This is a genomic window from Pseudoalteromonas sp. US3C1004 (assembly GCF_048401065.1).
Lineage (GTDB): Bacteria > Pseudomonadota > Gammaproteobacteria > Enterobacterales > Alteromonadaceae > Pseudoalteromonas > Pseudoalteromonas undina.
Genome location: NZ_CP183073.1, coordinates 1,517,739 through 1,539,207 on the forward strand (window position 1 = coordinate 1,517,739; position 21,469 = coordinate 1,539,207).

21 protein-coding genes are annotated in these 21,469 nt (G+C 37.9%); 5 read left to right on the top strand and 16 right to left on the bottom strand.

Going from position 1 to position 21,469, the window contains the following annotated elements:
- Positions 1-369, bottom strand: a complete 369-nt coding sequence (locus ACNSN3_RS07050) for an MAPEG family protein (RefSeq protein WP_054200934.1) — start codon at positions 367-369, stop codon at positions 1-3.
- A gap of 122 nt (positions 370-491) precedes the next feature.
- Between ACNSN3_RS07050 and ACNSN3_RS07055 the strand changes: the two genes are divergently transcribed.
- Positions 492-1,853, top strand: a complete 1,362-nt coding sequence (locus ACNSN3_RS07055) for a DUF2254 domain-containing protein (RefSeq protein ID WP_418608901.1) — start codon at positions 492-494, stop codon at positions 1,851-1,853.
- Here the strand turns inward: ACNSN3_RS07055 and ACNSN3_RS07060 are convergent.
- From ACNSN3_RS07060 to ggt, 3 genes are all read right to left on the bottom strand, one after another.
- On the bottom strand, positions 1,850-2,560 hold the full coding sequence (locus tag ACNSN3_RS07060; protein WP_010389996.1) for an SIMPL domain-containing protein: 711 nt from the start codon (positions 2,558-2,560) through the stop codon (positions 1,850-1,852). The genes ACNSN3_RS07055 and ACNSN3_RS07060 overlap by 4 nt on opposite strands.
- A gap of 107 nt (positions 2,561-2,667) precedes the next feature.
- Entirely contained in the window at positions 2,668-4,362 is a 1,695-nt protein-coding gene (locus tag ACNSN3_RS07065) for an NAD-dependent malic enzyme (RefSeq protein ID WP_010389997.1), read from the bottom strand.
- A 357-nt stretch (positions 4,363-4,719) separates the two neighbouring features.
- Positions 4,720-6,498, bottom strand: coding sequence for a gamma-glutamyltransferase (gene ggt, locus ACNSN3_RS07070; RefSeq protein WP_418608903.1), 1,779 nt, complete (start codon positions 6,496-6,498; stop codon positions 4,720-4,722).
- Between the two features lie 95 nt (positions 6,499-6,593).
- Here ggt and rrtA point away from each other — a divergent pair, with 95 nt between their 5' ends.
- Positions 6,594-7,181 (top strand): rhombosortase, encoded by a 588-nt coding sequence (gene rrtA / locus ACNSN3_RS07075; protein WP_418608904.1) that lies wholly within the window; start codon positions 6,594-6,596, stop codon positions 7,179-7,181.
- Positions 7,182-7,223: 42 nt separating this feature from the next.
- Here the strand turns inward: rrtA and ACNSN3_RS07080 are convergent, their stop codons facing one another.
- The 7 genes from ACNSN3_RS07080 to ACNSN3_RS07110 form a co-directional block, all read right to left on the bottom strand.
- Complete coding sequence (locus ACNSN3_RS07080; protein WP_418608906.1) at positions 7,224-9,725, bottom strand: prolyl oligopeptidase family serine peptidase; 2,502 nt, start codon at positions 9,723-9,725, stop codon at positions 7,224-7,226.
- A 105-nt stretch (positions 9,726-9,830) separates the two neighbouring features.
- The gene (locus ACNSN3_RS07085) at positions 9,831-11,000 is read right to left on the bottom strand and encodes an endonuclease/exonuclease/phosphatase family protein (protein WP_418608907.1); all 1,170 of its coding nucleotides are present in this window, start codon (positions 10,998-11,000) and stop codon (positions 9,831-9,833) included.
- Positions 11,000-11,929 carry a YeiH family protein gene (locus ACNSN3_RS07090; protein WP_054200941.1) on the bottom strand — a complete coding sequence of 310 codons (930 nt, stop codon included), beginning with the start codon at positions 11,927-11,929 and terminating at the stop codon, positions 11,000-11,002. The genes ACNSN3_RS07085 and ACNSN3_RS07090 overlap by 1 nt, the downstream gene beginning before the upstream one ends.
- A 4-nt stretch (positions 11,930-11,933) precedes the next feature.
- Positions 11,934-12,158, bottom strand: coding sequence for a DUF2798 domain-containing protein (locus ACNSN3_RS07095; protein ID WP_075169227.1), 225 nt, complete (start codon positions 12,156-12,158; stop codon positions 11,934-11,936).
- A gap of 64 nt (positions 12,159-12,222) precedes the next feature.
- Complete coding sequence (locus ACNSN3_RS07100; protein ID WP_418608909.1) at positions 12,223-13,365, bottom strand: 5-(carboxyamino)imidazole ribonucleotide synthase; 1,143 nt, start codon at positions 13,363-13,365, stop codon at positions 12,223-12,225.
- Between the two features lie 2 nt (positions 13,366-13,367).
- Complete coding sequence (gene purE / locus ACNSN3_RS07105; RefSeq protein ID WP_008114610.1) at positions 13,368-13,850, bottom strand: 5-(carboxyamino)imidazole ribonucleotide mutase; 483 nt, start codon at positions 13,848-13,850, stop codon at positions 13,368-13,370.
- A 153-nt stretch (positions 13,851-14,003) separates the two neighbouring features.
- The gene (locus ACNSN3_RS07110) at positions 14,004-15,590 is read right to left on the bottom strand and encodes an ABC-F family ATPase (protein ID WP_082424787.1); all 1,587 of its coding nucleotides are present in this window, start codon (positions 15,588-15,590) and stop codon (positions 14,004-14,006) included.
- Between the two features lie 612 nt (positions 15,591-16,202).
- On the opposite strand from ACNSN3_RS07110, the gene ACNSN3_RS07115 reads away from it, so the two are divergent.
- Entirely contained in the window at positions 16,203-17,411 is a 1,209-nt protein-coding gene (locus ACNSN3_RS07115) for a porin (RefSeq protein WP_010390015.1), read from the top strand.
- Between the two features lie 98 nt (positions 17,412-17,509).
- Here the strand turns inward: ACNSN3_RS07115 and ACNSN3_RS07120 are convergent, their stop codons facing one another.
- Positions 17,510-17,692: a hypothetical protein gene (locus tag ACNSN3_RS07120; protein ID WP_010390016.1), complete on the bottom strand. Its 183-nt coding sequence runs from the start codon at positions 17,690-17,692 to the stop codon at positions 17,510-17,512.
- Positions 17,693-17,803: 111 nt separating this feature from the next.
- Between ACNSN3_RS07120 and ACNSN3_RS07125 the strand changes: the two genes are divergently transcribed.
- Entirely contained in the window at positions 17,804-18,325 is a 522-nt protein-coding gene (locus ACNSN3_RS07125) for a TetR/AcrR family transcriptional regulator (RefSeq protein ID WP_418608912.1), read from the top strand.
- A gap of 369 nt (positions 18,326-18,694) precedes the next feature.
- Here the strand turns inward: ACNSN3_RS07125 and ACNSN3_RS07130 are convergent, their stop codons facing one another.
- Positions 18,695-19,591, bottom strand: a complete 897-nt coding sequence (locus tag ACNSN3_RS07130; RefSeq protein WP_418608914.1) for an alpha/beta hydrolase — start codon at positions 19,589-19,591, stop codon at positions 18,695-18,697.
- Positions 19,588-20,097, bottom strand: a complete 510-nt coding sequence (locus ACNSN3_RS07135; RefSeq protein ID WP_418608915.1) for a GNAT family N-acetyltransferase — start codon at positions 20,095-20,097, stop codon at positions 19,588-19,590. Before ACNSN3_RS07135 ends, ACNSN3_RS07130 begins: the two co-directional genes overlap by 4 nt.
- Positions 20,098-20,196: 99 nt before the next feature.
- Between ACNSN3_RS07135 and ACNSN3_RS07140 the strand changes: the two genes are divergently transcribed.
- The gene (locus tag ACNSN3_RS07140) at positions 20,197-20,400 is read left to right on the top strand and encodes a hypothetical protein (RefSeq protein WP_075169221.1); all 204 of its coding nucleotides are present in this window, start codon (positions 20,197-20,199) and stop codon (positions 20,398-20,400) included.
- A 38-nt stretch (positions 20,401-20,438) separates the two neighbouring features.
- Here ACNSN3_RS07140 and ACNSN3_RS07145 read toward each other — a convergent pair whose 3' ends face one another.
- Entirely contained in the window at positions 20,439-20,783 is a 345-nt protein-coding gene (locus tag ACNSN3_RS07145; RefSeq protein WP_418608917.1) for a hypothetical protein, read from the bottom strand.
- 452 nt (positions 20,784-21,235) lie between these two features.
- A complete protein-coding gene (locus ACNSN3_RS07150) occupies positions 21,236-21,430 on the bottom strand; it encodes a CPXCG motif-containing cysteine-rich protein (protein WP_075169218.1) in 195 nt (64 codons plus the stop codon).
- Between the last annotated feature and the right edge of the window lie 39 nt (positions 21,431-21,469).

Genomic DNA, 21,469 nt, shown 5'->3' on the forward strand with positions numbered 1-21,469 from the left:
TTATCGACTTAACAATAAAATTAAGGAACTTACAAAAAGAATAGCAAATGTCATCATCATACTTAATACACGTGCTTTCAAATTGTTAGTTCTAATAGCTGAGCCATGAAGTGCACGGCTTATAAATAGCAAACCGCCAAGTGCATGCATATAATGACTTGCTAAGCCTTGATACTCTAATAAGAACAGTAAAATTAGGCTAATTGGTACATACTCAATAAAATTCCCATGAGCTCGAGTTGCACGTTCAAGCTCAGGATGACTCCCATTACCAAGTGAAATGCCTTCAGCCTTGCGTATTTTTACAACATTAATACTCAGGTAAATATAATATAGTGCCAGTAAAGCCGCATAACTCGATATAATCACAGTATTTTTCCATTAAATTTTTAAGCAATAATAACACATAACTTAAGCTGTAAAATCACTTACTTTAGTATCAAATATGCTAGAGTGATTTATAGATTGGTATCGTAATAAGTAAGGATAATATGTATTTAAGAACAAAAATAACCAATAGCTACCGCGAAATAATTAACAGTATTGGGTTTTATCCCTCTTTATTATCTGTTGCTTTTTTATTTTTTGCTGTGCTGACGATGTCAGTCGAGTACTTAGCCCCTATTGAGAAACTTAAATCACTAATTTCATTTATATTAGTTGATAGCGCAGAAAACGCACGTACCATTTTAAGCACCCTCGCTGGCAGCATTATTTCGTTAACCGTATTTAGCTTTTCTATGGTGATGGTGGTATTAAATTCAGCCAGTGCTAGCTTATCACCTCGAGTTGTTCCTGGGCTCATTACCCGTAAATCACACCAAATGGTTTTAGGTTTTTATTTGGGTAGTATTATTTATTCAATAATAATGCTGATAAATATCAACAAACTCGATAATGGTAATACCGCTATTCCTGCTCTTGGCGTGTTGTTTGCGCTTGTTTTTGGGTTAATATCTTTAGGGTTATTTGTATTTTTTATTCATTCTATTTCAAAAGCAATACAAGTAGATAACGTATTAAATGGCTTGTTTAGGCAAACAAAAAAAGAAATTCAAGACATTATCAACATGCAAGACGAAAACCCCGTTGATAACTTTCCCGAGTTTTCAAGCTGGCATTCAATAAACAGTACAACCGAGGGTTACTACAAAGGGGTTCATTCTAATAAATTATGTGCCCTACTAGCAGATGAAAATATTGAGCTGTTTATTACGGTTAAGCAAGGTTATTTTACAGTTAAAGGTTACCCGTTTTTAAAGTGTAATAAGGACATATCTGAGAACGAAGAGTTGATTGAGAAAATTTTAGATTGCTTTATTTTTTATATAGAAGAATACATTAGCGACCATTACCGCTATGGGTTAACACAAATATCAGAAATTGCCGTAAAAGCTATGAGCCCAGGAATAAACGATCCGGGTACTGCCGTTAAATCTATTGATATGTTGAGTATATTATTAATAGAACGACTAAAGATTAATGCAATAAATTATTCATGCTATGAAAAAGATGAGCAACCATTGTTGTACTTTCATGAAACCAGTTTTGATGAACTACTTCATGATAACTTCACCCCTTTACGCAATTATGCAAAAGCCGATGCCTATGTAATGACTAACGTTATTGAAGCATTTAAAAATATTTTATTTATTGCTAATAAGAATGTGGATGCACGAAACAGTGTGTTTAATTATTTAAATGCCATTGTTGATGATATTAATCAGCACATAGTTAACGAATACGATCGTCAAGAGATTAGTAATATGCTGTATGCCATTGTGCGTATTAGTGAGTCACAAGGAAAGCAGTTGGTGGCACGATTTGAGCGCCACCCACCTATAAGCGCTTAATCAATATAATAAATTGCGTAACTTGATGCGCTTATTGTAATTTCACCAGCATGATATGCATCGGGTACATAGTTACTCGGTGCACCATCAGCCATCATTACTTTTTCACTGCGCATGTAAGGTACTGATGGCATATCAAGCGGACTTAAAGACGCACTATATAAGCCTTTCAATTCAACATCAAAATCATCAGTTAACTCTTTTGCCGCTGCTTTAGCTTGTTTAATAGCTAATTTTTGTGCTTTTTTGTGCAGCTCATCATAGTTGCTCGCTAAAAACTGCGTCTGTCTAATTTCATTAATACCGTTATTAACTAAACTTTGTAAAAGCTCAGGGTATTTATTAATCGCAGAGAGTTTAATTGTAAGCGTTCTGGATACTTTAAACCCGGTAAACTCTTGCTTACCTGTTTCGCGATTATATTGATTATCACGATAGATTGAGATTTGACCAGCATTAATATCTGCATCAGCTACGCCTAGTTTTTTTACTAAACTAATTGCACTGGCCATCGTAGTATCAGTTTGTTTTTTTGCGGCAATTAAGTTTTTATCTATTTCCGTAATACCCACTGTTAATAAAACATGATCTGGCATAGTCGTTACCGATGCTTCACCTTTTACATAGATATGAGGCTCTTCAGGGGCATTAGTTGCATAGGCTGACGTGCTTAGCAAAGCAGCCGTTAAAATCGAAAGTGTTTTCATAGGTCTATCCTTTTAAATTGATTGCCTTAGTTAACACCTTATGTGGTTAATTGCAGATGAACAAGCATAAAAAAACAGGCAAAAGCCTGTTTTTTAGTAATGAAGCATTAAATGCTGCAACGCTTGTAGTTACGATACTTCGGTAACCAGTAGTTTCTGTCGATGGCTGCCCACAGAGCATCATCTGAAATTTCAAGAGCAACGCCCTCTTCAATTGCTTTTTTAGCGACTGCAAATGCAATACGTTTACTTAGTGTTTCAATTTCTGTTAGCGCAGGTAATAAGCTACCTTTGCCCGTATTAGCTAATGGTGATGACTCTGCCAACATTTCACTCGACATTATTAGCATCGCATCGGTAATACGCGTTGCTTTAGCAGCAATTACACCTAAGCCAATACCTGGGAAAATGTAGCTGTTATTACATTGAGGAATTGGGTAAGTAACGCCGTTATAAACAACAGGCTCAAATGGGCTACCTGTAGCTACAATCGCTTTACCATCAGTCCATTTAATAACATCTTCTGGGTAAGCTTCTACTTGTTTAGATGGATTACTTAACGGGAAAATAATAGGTGCTTCACAGTTTGCGTGCATAGCGCGAATAACTTGCTCAGTGAATAAGCCCGGTTGACCTGATACACCAATTAAAATATCTGGTTCTGCACAGTGCATTACATCTAATAATGACGCGTATTCGCCGCTGTAAGTCCAATCGGCTAGGCAGCTCGTTGGTTGCGCTAACATTTGTTGGAAGTCGCGTAAGCCTTCCATGCCATCAGTTAATAAACCAAAACGGTCAACCATAAATACTTGGCTGCGAGCTTGTGCTTCGCTGATACCTTCGGCCACCATAGTGCTAACAATTTGTTCAGCAATACCACAGCCTGCAGATCCTGCGCCTACAAACACAACTTTTTGAGTCGATAGTTTAGCGCCTTTAACACGACAAGCTGCTAATAAAGACCCCACAGTAACCGATGCAGTACCTTGAATGTCATCATTAAAGCTACAAATTTCATTACGGTAACGCTTTAATAATGGCATAGCATTTGGTTGTGCAAAGTCTTCAAATTGCAGTAACACGCTTGGCCAACGACGCTTAACCGCTTTAATGAATAAATCTAAAAACTCATCGTACTCATCTTGCGCAATACGCTTATGTCGAGCACCCATGTACATTGGGTCGTTTAATAGTTTTTCGTTATTGGTACCTACATCAAGCATAACCGGTAATGTGTACGCTGGGCTAATACCACCACAGGCGGTGTACAAAGAAAGCTTACCGATTGGGATACCCATACCGCCAATACCTTGGTCGCCCAAGCCTAAAATACGTTCGCCATCGGTAACCACGATAACTTTAACTTTACCTTTAGTGGCATTACGTAAAATATCGTCAATTTGAAAGCGATCTTCATAAGAAATAAACAAACCACGTGCACTGCGATAAATATCAGAAAACTTCTCACAGGCATCACCCACCGTTGGGGTGTAAATAATAGGCATCATTTCTTCAATATGATCGCGTACCAAACGGTAGTAAAGCGTTTCGTTATTGTCTTGAATAGCACGTAAATAAATGTGCTTATTTAAGTTGTCATTAAAACTTGAGTACTGTTGGTAACAACGCTCAACTTGCTCTTCTATTGTTTCGTAACGAGGTGGAAGTAAACCAGCAAGATTAAAGTTTTCACGCTCTTTTTGGCTAAATGCACTTCCTTTATTCAATAATGGGGTTTCAATTAGGCCTGGGCCAGAATAAGGAATATAAAGATAATTTGGATCGGTATTTGTAGTCATATTTCCAAGCTTTACTGAATCTTAAATAATGATCTGCCATTATCATTGTTAAAGGCTAAATTGCAATGACATTTAAGCTTGTCAGACCATTGAAAATGTACAAATACAAGCGCTACTTTAGTATAAAGCCACTCATATTTGGTGAATATGTTAGCTGCCTGATGTGGGTTTAAAACGTTAAACGCGCATTAAATAATGTGCGTGCTTTGTTTAATGGTTACAACAGTGCCAATTATGTTTAGGTTTGCTAATTTTTTTACGTTAGTTAACATGCTATTTTCAACCAAATAGTTATTAACTATTAATCTGTTACATTTAAAACAGCAGGCAGCAAACCTGCTGTTTATTATACATGGTTTAAAATTTAAATGAGGCTTTATTATTACTTAAATCAGATAACGCCATCCCTTCTCTGCGCGGATCGGCGGCGCCATACAAGCGGTTGTTTTTAACTTCTACCGCATGCAGCCCTGAGTTTAAGTCAATGACACGTACGTCATGGCCGCGCTTTTTAAGCTTAGGTACAAGCGCTTCAAGCTCAGTGCCTTTTTCAAGGCTAGTATAATCATTACGATTAGTAGTACGCGGTAGATTAATGGCTTGTTGGGCGTTTAAATCCCAATCTAAAACGCCAATAACCACTTGCGCTACATAATCAATAATACGACTCCCACCAGGAGAGCCCACCACTAAACGTAAGCTGCCATCTTGGTTAAATACCATCACCGGTGACATTGAGCTACGCGGGCGTTTATGCGCTTCGACCCTATTGGCCACTAATTTGCCATTTTTACGTGGCGAAAGTGAAAAATCAGTCAACTGATTATTTAAAATATAACCATTTACCATCACTGTTGAGCCAAACGCCATTTCAATAGAGCTGGTCATTGATACGGCGTTGCCGTTGCTATCAACAATCGATACGTGTGAGGTAGACGGCAGCTCAAAAGAATCATCGTTTGCATAGCTTAAGTAATCCACTGGATTGCCTGGCTGTGCTTTTTGATCTTTTTCAGTGATTAGTTTTGCGCGGGTGGCAATATAGTCTTTATTTAATAATTCTTGGGTAGGTACTTGGGTAAAGTCAGGGTCGCCAATGTATTTATTACGATCGGCAAAGGCAATACGTGAGGCTTGGCTAAAGTAATGAATTGCCTCGGCGCTGTTGGCTTTAATATTTGCCATGTTTTTGTGTTCAAGCAAGCCTAAAATTTGTAGTACTGAGATACCGCCACTACTAGGCGGCGCCATAGAGCAAACATTATAAACTCGGTATTTTATACAAACGGGTGCACGCTCTTTACTGCTGTAATTAGCAAGATCTTGCTCAGATAATTTACCAGGCGCAATTTTTGACTGCTGTACTGCTTTTACCATAGCTTTGGCATTATCGCCTTTGTAAAACGCATCTATCCCTTTTGAAGCAATGTCTTTATATAAATTAGCTAATGGCTGATTTTTTTTAATACTGCCGACTTCAATTACTTTGCCATTAGGAAAAAAATACTCATTAATCACCGGCATACTCATTACGCCTGGGTTTAATTGTCTAACCAGTAAACCATGTAACCGAGGCGATACTTCAAACCCTTGTTCAGCAAGTTTAATCGCAGGTTTAAATAAGCTAGCCCAAGGTAAGGAACCGTACTGTTTATGGGCGCTGGCAAATGCATGTAAAATACCGGGTACGCCTACAGAGCGTCCACCTACAACCGCTTCAATCCATTTTACTGCGTTGCCGTGTTTATTTAAAAACAGGTTTTCATCGGCATTACTCGGCGCGGTTTCACGGCCATCAAAGCTGGTGAGTTTATTATTAGCTTTGTTGTAATACATCATAAAGGTACCACCGCCAATACCTGATGATTGCGGCTCAACTAATGTAAGTACTAATTGGGTGGCAATAGCGGCATCAACCGCACTGCCGCCTTGCGCTAATATGGCTTTACCTGCTTGTGAAGCATACGGATTAGCGGCGGCTACCATGTACTTATCGCCAGCCACTAATTTCTTATGTACAACACCTGTGGCCGCTTCAGGTTCACGTGTTTCAATTGTGCTAGCGTTTTGTGCAAACAAAGGAAAAGACAAGGCACTTAGGGTCAGTGCGAATAAACAGTTGAGCTTAAAATTCATAATCACTTAATAAACTTAAATTGCATGGAAGATAATTGGCATCTTAAAGTTAAACAGGCACAATATGCAAAAATAAATATAAAAATGATCGCTAAATGCTTAATTTACCTCTTCAGCCGCGCTATGTTTTCCCTCCCTTATGTTTAATTGTATTAAGTTCGCTCTTAGCATGGCTGGGTATGAACGACGAACTTGAATTTAATCGCCAACTGATTGAACAAGGCCAAGTGTGGCGTTTATTTACCAGCCAATTTGTACATGCCAACTGGGCGCACTTAGGGCTAAATTGCGCTGGTATAGCGCTTATTTGGTTATTGCATGGTGAGTACACATCCCTAAGCAGATATAGTTTTAATATTGCCACATTGGCAATGTGGTGTGGCTTAGGTGTTTTTTGGTTTTGTCCCGCAATTACAATTTACACAGGGCTTAGTGCAGTTTTGCATGGCGTGATCATTTGGGGAGCCATAAAAGATGCCACTGTTGGACTTAAATCGGGTTATGTGTTGTTTATTGGTGTGTGGGTAAAGCTAATCGCTGAACAAATAAATGGCCCTAGTGCTGATATAGGCGCATTGATCAACTCAACGGTGGCTGTTGATGCACATTTAATTGGCGCGATTGGCGGCGCATTGTTGGGCGTTCCTTTAATTATTAAATTCATCAGCAAAAATAAAGAATAAAAAAACGCCACATTGTGGCGTTTTTTATTAATTTTCCGCTATTTATAGTGTTTCTTTAAACAGCTTATAAATACGACGGTATTCATCTAACCAGCTCGAAGGCTGCACAAAACCATGCGGCTCTACTGGGAAGATTGCTGTTTCAAAGTTTTCTTTCTCAAGCTCGATTAAACGCTGTACTAAACGCACTGAATCTTGAAAGAACACATTATCATCAACCATTGGCGCATTAATTAATAAATGCTTTTTAAGCCCTTCTGCATAGTAAATAGGTGAACTACGTTCATATGCAATTGGGTCAACATCTGGGTGATTCAAAATGTTAGCTGTATAGCCTGTATTGTAATGTGCCCAATCAGTCACAGGGCGAAGCGCAGCACCTGATTGAAACAAATCTGGCGCGGTAAATAACGCCATAAAGGTCATAAATCCGCCGTATGAACCACCGTAAGTACCAACCGCTTGAGTATCAACGTTGGCATTTTCAGCCATCCATTTTACGCCATCTGCTAAATCTTGTGTTTCAGGTGTTCCCATTTGACGGTAAATAGCAGTACGCCAATCACGGCCATAACCTTTAGAAGCACGGTAATCCATATCCATCACTACATAACCTTCATCGGCAAGTAATGAATGGAACATAAATTCGCGAAAGTAACCAGACCAACCCATGTGTGAATTTTGCAGGTAGCCGGCACCATGGTTAAAAATAACCGCTTTACGGTTTTTACCTGTTTCACCTTCTTGGTAATCCGCTGGGTAATAAACTTTGGCGTATATTGGCTGATCTGTATGGCTTGAAGGCACAGCAACAATTTTAGGCGCCGTTAGTTTTTTAGCTAAGAACGCGTCAGATACCGTGTTAGTTAAACGAGTTGCCGTTGTGTTTGCTTTAGCCTCAGCCACATAAAGTTCAGTCGGCATGGTAATTTTAGAGTGCTTTAATAATAACTTAGACTGATCAGGGCTTAAAGTGTAATCCGTCATGCCGTTTAAGTCTGTTACTTGCTCGCTATCACCTGTTTGTGGGTTAACGCGGTAGATTTCATAAAGGCCTGGATGCTCAATATTCGCTTTATAGTAAATAGCACTATTGTCATCAGTAAGGGTTAAATTAGATACTTCAAATTTACCCATGGTAAGCGCAGTGGCTTTACCATCAAGTGGCTTTTTATAAAGTTGACTATAGCCCGACTCTTCTGATAAGTAATACAAAGTATTGGAATCATTTAACCAACCAAAGTCGTTAAACGCATAAGCAATCCATGCGTCGTCATGTAATCGATGTTGAGACACAAGTTTGTTATTTTCAAAATCTACAGTGGCTAACCAACGATCTTTGTTATCCCATGCTTCAAGCATAATTGCTACTTGGCTACCATCATCGTTCCAGCTGATCGGTGATTGATTCCAACCCCAATCTGAAATAACGTTTATACCACGAGGTTGTTTTTTAGATTGATAGGTTTTACCTTCACGGGCGAAGTTTTCTTTTTTAACCTCAGCAAGTACATCTTCATCAAAACCAGGTAAGGTGTTAAACCCTAATGTGGTTTGGCTTTGATCTGCAAGGTTAATATAAACAAGCTCTGAGGTTTGCTCTTTAGAATCAGCTACGCGACGGCGAACTTTTTTAGGCTCAATCGTCGCATCATCAGTAATGTAATTAGGCATAATATCGCCTTCACCACGCCATGAACTTTTTTCTTGTACTACAACAATTAATGCATCACCGTTTGGAGAAAGCTCGGCTTCATCAACCGTGTTGCCATCGCCTAAATAATAATAGGTATTAGCAATTGAGCTGTTATTAGCTTTTACTTGCTCTTTACGTGCATGCTTGTCTTGTTTATTTTTGTGCTGTAGTGCAATGTAATCAATCAGCTTATGTTGCTCTTTGGCGATATAAGTTGATGGTTCTTTTACGCCTTGTGGTTTATCAGCCAGTTTTAAGTTGGCAATTTCACGAGTTAAACCTGTGGTTAAATCTACTTTAAAAAAGATATTACCCTGGCGATACGCTAAGTTACCGTCGTTTAAAAATTGTGGTTTTGACTCTGTCGCAGAACTTTGCGTAATTTGTTTAATTGCGCCTGATTTTACGTTTTTGATAAATACATTACCCTCAAACACATAAGCTTGAAGTGATTTATCGTTTGAAAAAACAGCTTTACTTGAACCAACACTGTGTAATTTTTCTAATGCCACTTGCTCTGCTGTTTGTGAGTTTACAGCTTGAGCGAATAAATCTCTTAGCTCACTACCTTGCTGCTTACGCGCGTAAATGATGGTACTTGAATCTGCACTCCAAAAAGCGCTTTGCGGTTGGCGTCCAATCCAATCAGGGTGAGCCATCGCTTGTTCAAGGGTAATTTTTGAATCGCCCAAATCTGCGGGCGTGTTAACAACACTAGCAACGGTGGTATTTGTTTGAATAGATGAGTCAGTAGAAGTTGTAGCGGTTGCTGTACAACCCGCTAACATAACACTTGATGCAACAGCGATTGCAACAAGTGTTTTAGAAGATGAGAATTTAAAAATCATAGTGCTTCTTGACGGTTATTATAATTAACCATATTTAAGCAGAAGCACCTTTATAATTGCAATTATTTAAGATAAACAACGCTGATATCGGGGTGAGTAACCCGTTTATTCAACCGTTAAATCAAGCCAGACTAATCGGTGGTCGCTTGATGCATTTCTATCTTTAATTAAACGATATAATTCGCTTTGTTTTTTCGGCCAAAAAACACCACCACCTTTAATGGTTAACCCATAGTTTGAAGGGAGTACGTAATCAACGCGTGCTTGCCAATTTGCGGTATAGTTTTTAGCATAAGCTTGCGGGTATTGCTCTTTTGCGCCCTCACTGGTTGGAATAAAACCGGCGTTAATCAATGGGCTTTTAAGTATTTGATCAGTAGTATTAGTACGCTTTTTATCACCTTCAGGTGCGGCATTTAGATCCCCTAAAATCACAAATCGCGATTTTGCTGCAAGCCCACCCTTTTTACCATTATCATCATAAAGGTAACTTTCGTTATTAACGTAATCGGCAATAAGCCTAATTTCATCATGGTTACGAATACCGTTTCTGTCTTCTTCGCCATCAAACACAGGTGGTGTTGGGTGCGACGCTAGCATATGGACTACTTTATCGTTTACTTTTACGGGTATATCCCAAAAAGATTTAGAGCTTAAACGTAAAGTATTCCACTCTTCATCGTTATACCAATTGGTATTAGTTTTTGGGTCAACCGGCATTTGTACATTAGGTAAATCTTTGTGCTTAAAGGTTTGCAGGGTTCTGATGTTGTCAAAATCAATCGGGTAGCGAGATAAAAACGCCATTGCGTAATGGCCTTCAAAAAAACCAAAGCCCTGTGCATCACCCATTACACCGGTTTTTTTGCCGTTATTGTCCAAGTCAAACTCAGTTGCTAAGCCGGTATTAACGGGGGCAATGTAAACGTATGGGTAATCAATTGCTGCTTGATTATTTTGCCTTACATTTAAATAATGGCTTTTAAAATACTCGATACCTTGCTCTTTTGGAATGTAGTCAAACTCATTGAGTAGTACCACATCTGGGCGGACGCGCTGGATTATTTCAGCAATATTTTTAATTTGCTGGTGGTTTGAACGCAGTGCGTTTACCAATGCATCACTTTTTACTTGTTCATTTTTTGCGATGTAATTAGTGGCATCCATACTAACATTGAAGGTTGCTACGCGTAGCGATTCAGCCAATACAGGGCTGCTAGAAAAAACAGCAAATAACACACTGCTGATTGCTGTAATACTCAGATTACGTTTCATTATATGAATCCATCTATAATTAATAATAAAATAGTGCTGCTGACTATAACCCACAAAGTAATTGCCATCAAAAATGGCTTTATACCTGCTTGCTTAAGAACCGATAGTGACAAACCACTGCCAATTAAAAACAGTGTAACCACTAATAATTGCTTGGCTGCACTATTAATAAGCTCCCATGTCGATGAAAACGACGGCATATAAGTATTAATTAATGCGGCTAATAAAAAGCCCACAATAAATAAAGGAATACTTGCCTTTTCATCAGAGCGCATAAACACTCCCGCAACCGCTGTATAAGGAATGATCCACATCGCACGGGTCAATTTTACCGTAGTGGCAATACTCAGTGCCACAGCACCATAAGTAGCCGATGCCCCCACTACGCTGCTAGTATCATGAATGGCTAATGCGGCCCACAAACCAAATTGCTGTTGGGTTAACTCAAAATAGTGCCCAATTGCGGGAAACAACAATAATCCCATGCCATTGAGTAAAAATACAATCCCTAAGGCAACAGCGACTTCGTGATCTCTAGCTTTTATAACCGGTGCCATAGCGGCTATGGCACTGCCACCACAAATAGCGGTACCAAATGAAATTAACACGCCCGTATTACGATTAAGCTTAAAAACTTGGGTTAAAATTTCTCCAAGCCCGATTATGGCAGTAATACTAACAATTGTTAATACTAATGAGCTGCGCCCTACTTCAATTACTTCATTAAAATCAACAGCAAAGCCTAAGCCTACAACAGCAAGCTTGAGCATTACTTTACTTGCCTTTTGAGATAACTCAGCAAACGGGTTGCCTAAGGTAATAGCAAATATAGCGCCTAAAACCAATGCACTTCCTGCTCCAATAAAAGGAGTCATACACAGTGCGAGTGAGAGTATAAATGTTGGCTTATGCAATTTAGTGATAATCACTACTTTAAGGCCGAATAAGTTTATTAGTCAGTTTATGGACAACGGGAGCAACAAATATAACTGTAGGAAAGGCAATGCAAAAGGCAAATAACCAGGCTTTAAGCCATATAGCTACAATATTTTCGACCATGCCTACATTAAAAATTGAAATAACAAACGACATAAAGCCTGACATGAAAAGTGCCATAAAAAAAGCGAACACAATAGTACGAAACTTTGGGTGGATCATTAAAAAGAAACCTTTAGAAGGTAAAGCGATAAATTGAATTCAACTTACCGCTTAATTTTTTAACTTATAATAGCGATTTGCTAGTAGCTAATACGCCTGGGTAATCCTGCTCTGGCAAGCATGATGTAAGTTCAGCTAGGCGGTTACCTAATTGCTGTAAACTCTCACCCGAAACATTAATATGCCCCATTTTACGACCAGGCTTAACGCCTTTACCATACCAGTGACTGGTTACATCCGCTGTTTTTAAAACCTCATTTGGGATTTTTTTTTGCCCTAAGACGTTGATCATAGCAGTAGGTTGCTTAATTTGCGTATTACCCAAAGGTAACCCTGCAACAGCACGCATATGGTTTTCAAATTGCGAGCAGTGAGCACCTTGCTGTGTCCAGTGTCCTGAGTTATGCACTCGAGGAGCTATTTCGTTAACTAATAACGTACCTTGAACATCAAAAAACTCAATGGCCAATACACCTACATAATTAAGCTCATTAGCAATACGGGTAAATGCTGAGGTTGCTTGGCTCTCAACTAAGCTATTATCTTTACCGGCTAGTGAAAGGGTTAACACACCGTTTGTATGTTGGTTTTCAGTAAGTGGATAAATTGCAACGTTACCCTCTTTGTCGCGCACGCCAATAATAGAGACTTCACGATCAAACGGGATCATTTTTTCAGCAATAATTGAATGAGGCGCATGCTCCGTACCTGAGGCAATAAAGTCGGCCATTTCAGACCAAATAGTGTTTATTTCATCATCTGATTTTAAACGCCATTGGCCTTTGCCGTCATACCCTGCTTGGCAGGTTTTTATTACTAACGGTTTGCCTAATGTTTTAACTGCTTGTTCAAGATGCGCTTTTTCAGTAATAAGTTGGTATGGCGCACAAGCTACTTCGGTTTTATCTAACAAGGCTTTTTCAAGCGAACGGTCACCACCGGTTTTTATTGCTTGTTTACCTGGATAAAACTTATTGCTATTACAGCAAAGCGTTAATACATCATCGGGGATATGTTCAAACTCAGCGGTAATCGCATCTGCATCATCGATAGCTTGCTCAAGTGTGGTTGCATAAACTTGGTTGGTTAGCGGGTGCACAATTTGTTGGCTGCCAACATCATAAGCAACCACATTTAAATTAAGCGGTGCGCCAGCAAGGCTCATCATTCGCGCAAGCTGCCCAGCACCTAAAATTAATATAGTCATTATTACTCTGCAGGATTTGGGTTAGCTAGAATAGTGTCGGTTTGCTCTTTACGAAACGCTTCAATTTTGGCAAAAATTTCAGGGTTTTGACAGCCTAATATTTGTGCAGCCAATAAACCGGCATTAGCTGCACCAGGTTCACCAATAGCCAATGTGCCTACAGCAACGCCCTTAGGCATCTGGCAAATAGACAATAATGAATCAACACCATTTAACGCTTTTGACTTAACTGGAACGCCTAAAACAGGCAATGATGTAAACGCTGCAGCCATACCCGGTAAGTGAGCTGCCCCACCTGCGCCTGCAATAATTACTTTAATGCCTCGTTCGCTTGCAGAACTTGCGTAATCAGCAAGTAATTGAGGAGTACGGTGAGCAGAAACCACTTTAGTTTCATAAGCAATACCAAATTTTTCTAGCATCAGCGCAGCGTGTTCCATGGTTGGCCAATCTGATTTAGAACCCATAATAATGCCAACAGTCATAAATACTCCTCAGTAATGTTTTTAAAAAATAGCGGACTTATGTCCGGTTTTATGGCGGGTATTATATACTTAAATACCGCAGTAATGCGACCAGCAGGCAATAAAAAAGCCATGTTAAACATGGCTTTTTTAAAATGCTTGAAATACTTGCTGTTATGCTTCTTTGCTAGCCAAATATTCGCTGTAGGTTCCTCTAAAGTCGATAATTTTACCGTCTTTAATTTCCCAAATACGGGTCGCAACTGATGATACAAATTGACGGTCGTGTGACACAAACATCAAGGTACCTTCATACGCTTCAAGTGCTAAGTTAAGCGCTTCAATTGATTCCATATCCATGTGGTTCGTCGGTTCATCCATTAATAAGATATTTGGTTTATGCATCATGATTTTACCAAACAGCATACGACCTTGCTCACCACCTGAGATAACTTTTACAGATTTTTTAATATCGTTTTGTGAAAACAACATACGACCTAAGAAACTACGAACAACTTGCTCGTCATCACCCTCTTGCTGCCACTGCTCCATCCACTCAAATAAGTTCATGTCTTTTTCAAACTCATCGGCATGATCTTGTGCATAATAGCCAATGTTAGCATTTTCAGACCATTTGAACTCACCGCTTTTAGGTGCTAAGCGTCCTGCTAAGGTGTTTAATAATGTTGTTTTACCCACACCATTTTCACCAATAATGGCAATACGTTCACCTACCTCAACTAAGCCTTCTAAACCTGAGAATAAAGTTTCTTCGAAGCCTTGCGATAAGCTGGTCATTTCAAGCGCGTTACGGAATAACTGTTTTTCTTGTTCAAAACGGATAAATGGCGACTGACGTGACGAGGCTTTCACTTCGTCTAATTGAATTTTATCAATACGTTTTGCACGTGAAGTTGCTTGCTTTGCTTTTGAAGCATTAGCAGAAAAGCGCGATACAAACTGTTGTAGTTCTGCTATTTGGCTTTTCTTTTTGGCGTTTTCACTTAATAAACGCTCGCGAGCTTGGGTTGCTGCAAACATATATTCATCGTAGTTACCCGGGTAAATACGTAATTCACCGTAGTCAATATCGGCCATGTGTGTACATACCGAGTTTAAAAAGTGACGGTCATGCGAAATGATGATCATAGTACAGTCACGTTGATTTAGAACATCTTCCAACCACTTGATTGTGTAAATGTCTAAGTTATTGGTAGGCTCATCAAGCAACATGATATCAGGGTCTGAAAACAACACTTGGGCTAATAACACTCGAAGTTTAAAACCTGGTGCGATTTCAGACATAGGACCGTAATGTTGCTCTGTCGCTATACCAACACCTAATAATAGCTCACCCGCTTTTGACTCAGCAGAATAGCCATCCATTTCAGCGAACTCAGTTTCAAGATCGGCTACTTTCATGCCGTCCTCTTCACTCATTTCAGGTAGGCTATAGATACGGTCACGCTCTTGTTTAATATCCCAAAGCTCTTTGTGACCCATAATTACAGTATCGATCACTGAGTACTCTTCGTAAGCGAATTGATCTTGATTTAGTTTAGCAACACGTTCATTAGGATCTGTGCTTACATTACCCGATGATGGCTCAAGCTCACCGCTTAGAATTTTCATAAACGTTGATTTACCACAACCATTGGCACCAATTAAACCATAGCGGTTTGATTCACCAAATTTAGCTGAGATATTTTCAAATAACGGTTTAGCACCAAATTGCATGGTGATGTTAGCTGTACTAATAATAGCGCTACCCTCCAAGGGAGACTGAAGTATTTAAATTGCGCGCAGTTTAAACCAAATCAGCGTTTTTTTCTATGAAAGTTTAAAGCACAACCTAAAGTAAACAGTAGTTGTTTATTAGCTATTGAAGGATTAAAACAGCCAAAGAGATGAACGAGTAAATGTGCAAAAAAGCGAAGTGAAATTCACTATTATGCTGTTAACGCGGTAAAAATATGTTTAATAAAAAAACAATCACCGTTACAGAAAAATAAATAATTTAAACGTACTAAATCGCTAATTGGTCGCATTTTACTTTTATTAACATTTAATACGGCTATATTAACGTTTTTTATAGTATTAGAGTTTTAGCTCTACCTATGCCGATAGTAGCAACTATGAAAAAAATTCAACTCTCCCCCTCCTGCATTTAATCCTAATGTCTTATTCCAAAATTAAATAGCGGTTTATACGGCTACAAAATAAATACAGCATTAACTTAAAGTGAACAAGCTGCGTATTTTGTATTAATTATCGTTGATAATTTTTCACTTTTGAGCCTTTTATTGCTTTGCTAGTCTGCACGACTTCGAATTTAGTAATTATAAAACGTCTTTTTTAGGCAAGGCACACACAATGAAAATAAAATTAGTATCGCTCGCGATTGCAGGTGTTTTAACAACACCGAGTGTTTCAGCAATTGAAGTATTTAAGGATGAAAAAAATACAGTCGCTATTGGCGGCTATATAGATGCGCGAGTAATTAATACTCAAGGTCAAAATGAAGTGGTTAATGGTGCCTCACGAATTAATTTTGATTTTAAACGTCAACTAAAGAACGGCTGGGAAGCAATGGCTTTAGTTGAATGGGGTGTAAACCCTGTTGGCAGTAGCGATATTGTATACAACAACCGTTTTGAATCAATTCAAGATGAATTTTTGTATAATCGTTTAGGTTATGCAGGACTTAAACACGACAAATACGGCCAAATTACTATTGGTAAACAATGGGGTGCGTGGTTTGACGTAGTATATGCAACTAACTACAGCTATGTTTGGGATGGCAATGCCGCAGGTGTATATACCTACAACAAAGACGACGGTGCTGTAAATGGTACGGGACGTGGCGATAAAACATTGCAATACCGTAATAGTTACGGTGATTTTGATTTTAGTGTACAAACTCAGTTAAAAAATAGCGCATTTTATACCTGTGATGTAAGTGATATTACAGAATCACAATGCCAGGCTAATTTTGAGTCAGGCGATACTGCGGCGCAACAAGTTGAATTTAACTATACATTTGGCGGTGCAGTAACTTATAACGTGACTGATAAGCTAAAACTGACTGCCGGTATTAACCGCGGCGAGTTTGAATTAACTTATGGCGACGGAACAACCCGTTCAGTTGACGATTTAATTTACGGTGCCGGTGTTATTTGGGGCAATATTGATGCGCCAGGTTTATATGTAGCTGCTAATATCAATAAAAACGAAAACCACGACACAGATAACATTGGTCGTTTAATTAAAGATGCAATTGGTATTGAAACATTTGTGTCTTATCGTTTTGAAAACGATTTTAGACCATTTATTGCCTACAACTTATTTGATGCAGGTGATGACTACGTAATTCAACCAAACTTTAACGCCGATCCTAACGATGTATTTAAGCGTCAATTTGCTGTTATTGGTGTGCATTACTTAATAGATGAAAACACCCAACTTTATGTAGAAGCGCGTAAAGACTTTGGTGATTTTGAAAGTGATAATAAGCAACAGCAAGCACAAATGGAACAATCGGAAGATGACGGTATTGCTTTTGGTTTTAGATACGTTCTTTAATGGCCTGTTGAGCTTTCAAGCTTAAATTTGCAAAGTTAAACTGACTAAAGCCCTGCAAAATAGCAGGGCTTTTTTTATTATTCTTGCAGAAGGTTTAACTACTTTCTCTTAAATGCTTTTTTTAACGCACGCGTCCCCTCTTTTGGCCCTAAAATAAGCCACAAAAACACAACCCCACCTGGGACTAAAACGGCTTTTAGGATTGGGCCGAGAATAAAAGAATAAAAATAAATAAGTGGAATAAAAAGTACATAACCAATAACACGTTTGATAAACTCCATGTATCACCTTTAGATTAACTGAGCATGCTCATAAAATTAATTGAGCGCACTCAATTAATCAAGTGCTGATTTAGGCCCAACTTCTAACAAAAATATAAAGCGTTGAATAGTATGAGTAAAAAAGAAAAAACACGGGGTAAAGTTTTAGCTTCAGCATGGGAGCTTTTCTTACTACAAGGTTATGACCACACATCGACAAGAGAAATTGCTGTTGCAGCTAATGTGGCAGTTGGTACTGTGTTTAGTCATTTTGAAAATAAAATTGATCTGCTTATGGCAGGTATGCAGCAACAAATTGAAGTTATTATCGAGCAAGCAAAGCAATCAGATACTCAGCGCCCTCCTCGATTGAAATTACGCCACTACGCTCACCCTCTATATTCCTTTTATTGTGAAAACAGTGAATTTAGCAAATTACTAATTAGCGACATCATTTGGCGTGAGGATTTTTTTAAAGCACAAATGGATGAATTTAAAAAACTACTATTTAGTGAACAACCAGAATTTGATGAAATAAAAGCAAGTGTGATGATGGACTGCTATTTTATGACCCTGATCACAGGTTTAAACGACGAGATACCAAATGCAGAAGCCATGCTGAGGCAACTGAGCAACAAAATTGCATTGTTGTAACGTCAATTATAAAAAGCTGGAGTTTAAGTCTGTGTATTACTGAACCATTGATGGAAAACCCGATGTTAGCTGCAATTAAAATGTCTAACTTAGAACATCTAAATAATTACATTGTTGCTTTGTTTAATTTGGTTTTCCTGTTCCTACATAACTCACTTAATAAAACGCGTAGATATAAGTTAAAAAAAACGCCCAATACACGCCACCAATTTCCCCCTCCCTGATTATATTTTTTAAAAAATTCACCTATTGCTAAGATTTGTTTTAAACCAAATAAAGTATGATGTGTTCTTTTTTAGGTGGGTACTCCATCAGCAGTAAAGCAATAAAAATCAATGCAAACTATATTTAATTGATCACCGTCATTAATTAATCAGAAGGCGTGTTAATTTGCGAGCTTAAGAACGCCGTATAATTTAACAGAGCTTTATCGACACTCAGTGCAGGGTTTTGATTATGTTCAGCATTACTATTAATTGTACTTCCCCACTTAAGCCAGTCGTTTGGATGTTTTGCTAAACTAGTAACTAAATTATTGTATGCACCTAACATTAAAGAGTGCTCTGCCCCACCGACAGTGATATATAAAAATGTCGGTTGTTTTATACAATTTATATTTGTTTTTAAAAATGTATCAAACCGCTTAGTCACTGTCATATCGTCATACCAAGCGGCTGGGCTAAATGCAAAGTAACCATTGAATAACTTTGGTTTAGTATGCAGCGTGTATAAAGTAAAGCTGCCCCCTGCTGAAAATCCGGTCAAAATTCGATTTTCAGTTAATGTGTAGTTGGCCTCTAAATAAGTAAGTAACTCTTGCTCTATAAAAGCTAAAAACAAATCAGCCTTACCAAAAATTTCAGGCGAACTTTCATGTTTAGGTCGAGGATTTGTATTAACGTCCTTCCTTGCATAAGGTGGCACAAGATCACGATTTCTAGTATCAGTAAAAAACTGATTTGGTATAGCAACTAAAATAGACTCATTTAATATACTTTCATGATTTAATGCTTTTAAGGCTTTATCCCAATTAGCTAGATTAAAATTACCATCTGTTTTTATAATAAGTGGATACGCTTTATTTTTGTCAAAACTATCGGGTAACCTTATAAATACTTTTCGTGACTCTTTAAGCACTTTCGAATCTAGGGTTACATCAACAAACTCTGAAACATCATTTTGATAATAGCTAACCCCAGTTATTGCAAGCCCAAATACACTAGCCGTAAGCAACGTATTTAAAATAATCGCTTTTTTAATTCTCATGCGCCATCCATTTTAGTTAATTGCTTATGCCATACACCGTTATTAAGTTGCTGGTTAAATACAAAGCCAAGCTTAGTGAGTAAGTTATAACAGCGTACATTTTTACCATGAATTTCTGCGTATAGATGTTCAATGTTTAAAGAGCGATGTATCTCACTGACAATACCTTTAAGTACTTCATGCATTAAGCCTTGTTGCCAAAAAAAAGGATCAAGCTCAAAGCCCAAATAAGCAGTTTTAGTTTGGTTATTAATGTTATACAAACCACAAGTACCAATTAAGACGCCAGACATATTATGTTCAATCGCAAGCCGAACACCTTCCCCTTGATAATAACTCGATATATCATCTTGAATTAATTGCTTAACATGCTCTTTATTTAGCGGCGTTTTATAATCGTTAAACTCATAAACGAGGGGATTATTTAAAATTGTTAATAGCGCTGCGCCATGTTTGTGGGTAATTAAACGCAAGGTAACGCGGGGTAATTTTATCGTTTTAAACATGCCTATGCCAAATAAAGTAAACGCGCTTTAAATAGCACTTTATAGAACGTCATTATTAACTTACCATATCGTATTCACAAGCATTAATTAAGATAAACTATGAGCGACAATTTTAAAGTAATACAGCCAACTACTACTGTTTACTGCCCAAAACGTGGTGAAGGTTGGACTCTCACCGGCATTACTAATATTGATGAGTTCACATCGGTTATGTTTGATGGCGTACGTTACACCTTACCAGCGAGAGAAATTGTGGAGGAGTTGCTTCCTAACCAATTAGCGCGTGAACAGCAAAATCAGTAAGGTACTTATAATAGAAAAAAGCATTAAAATTTTCATTATTAACGTTTTAAAACATAAATACCGAGTGGGGAGTCTAGACGTAGGTTATGCTCATCAACATGTAGCACTTCCCATTTTCTGACTACTTCTCCCGAAGTTACATGTAATATTTTGCCTTCCCTTGTGTAAGGGTAGTATCTATTCCCATGTTTTTTCATTATTTGGAGAATACCTGAGTTATCAATTTTAAAAAAATTACCATCATCAATATTTATTGTATCTATATCTGATGCAATAACTTCAATTAACTTCCATTTAAACTGAATATCATTCTCTTTCGAATAAAGTAAAGGTGAATAGATCAGCGTAATTAAAATAGCAAGACATATTATAATTTTATGCATTTTTATATCCATATAGATCGTGTGTTAATGTAATATTTGTAGATATGACAACTTATTTCTTTTTTTTAATTTCCAAATCATCTTTTACACTTAACTGGTGTTGTCCAGGTATTAAGATCATGATAAAAACAGCTACGCAAATTAATAAAATCACTCTAAGCACATCTGAAGTTATAAAACTCTCCGTCAAATTAACTAAAAGAATCAATGGCAAAACAAAAAAGACACCTAAGTAACGGTGACGATTTGTAAATTCATGCAATGAGCCACAACGAATACATCTATAACGAGTCGACATTAAAGATAGAATAAACCACGATAATGAAATTTTAGCATGGCATTTAAAACACTTTGGTATCATATACAACCAATATCATTAAGAAAAATTAAAGTTACTGAATTTTCAGCTTAGATTTGTGTAAAAGTTCGGTTCACCAACTTTCACTAAATATTCAAAACGCCTCATCTTCACTGTATACATTTACATTGAGTTCGTCGTTATCTTCAAATACGACAAACGAAATAGGCTTACAACACACTTGGCAGTCTTCTATGTATTGCTCATCAATATCAGCCACATCAATTAATACTTCTATGGTTTCTCCACAGTAAGGGCAACTAATTGATTTTTCGGTTAACTGGTTCATATCTTACCTAATATTCGTATGACTGTATGATCTCACTTT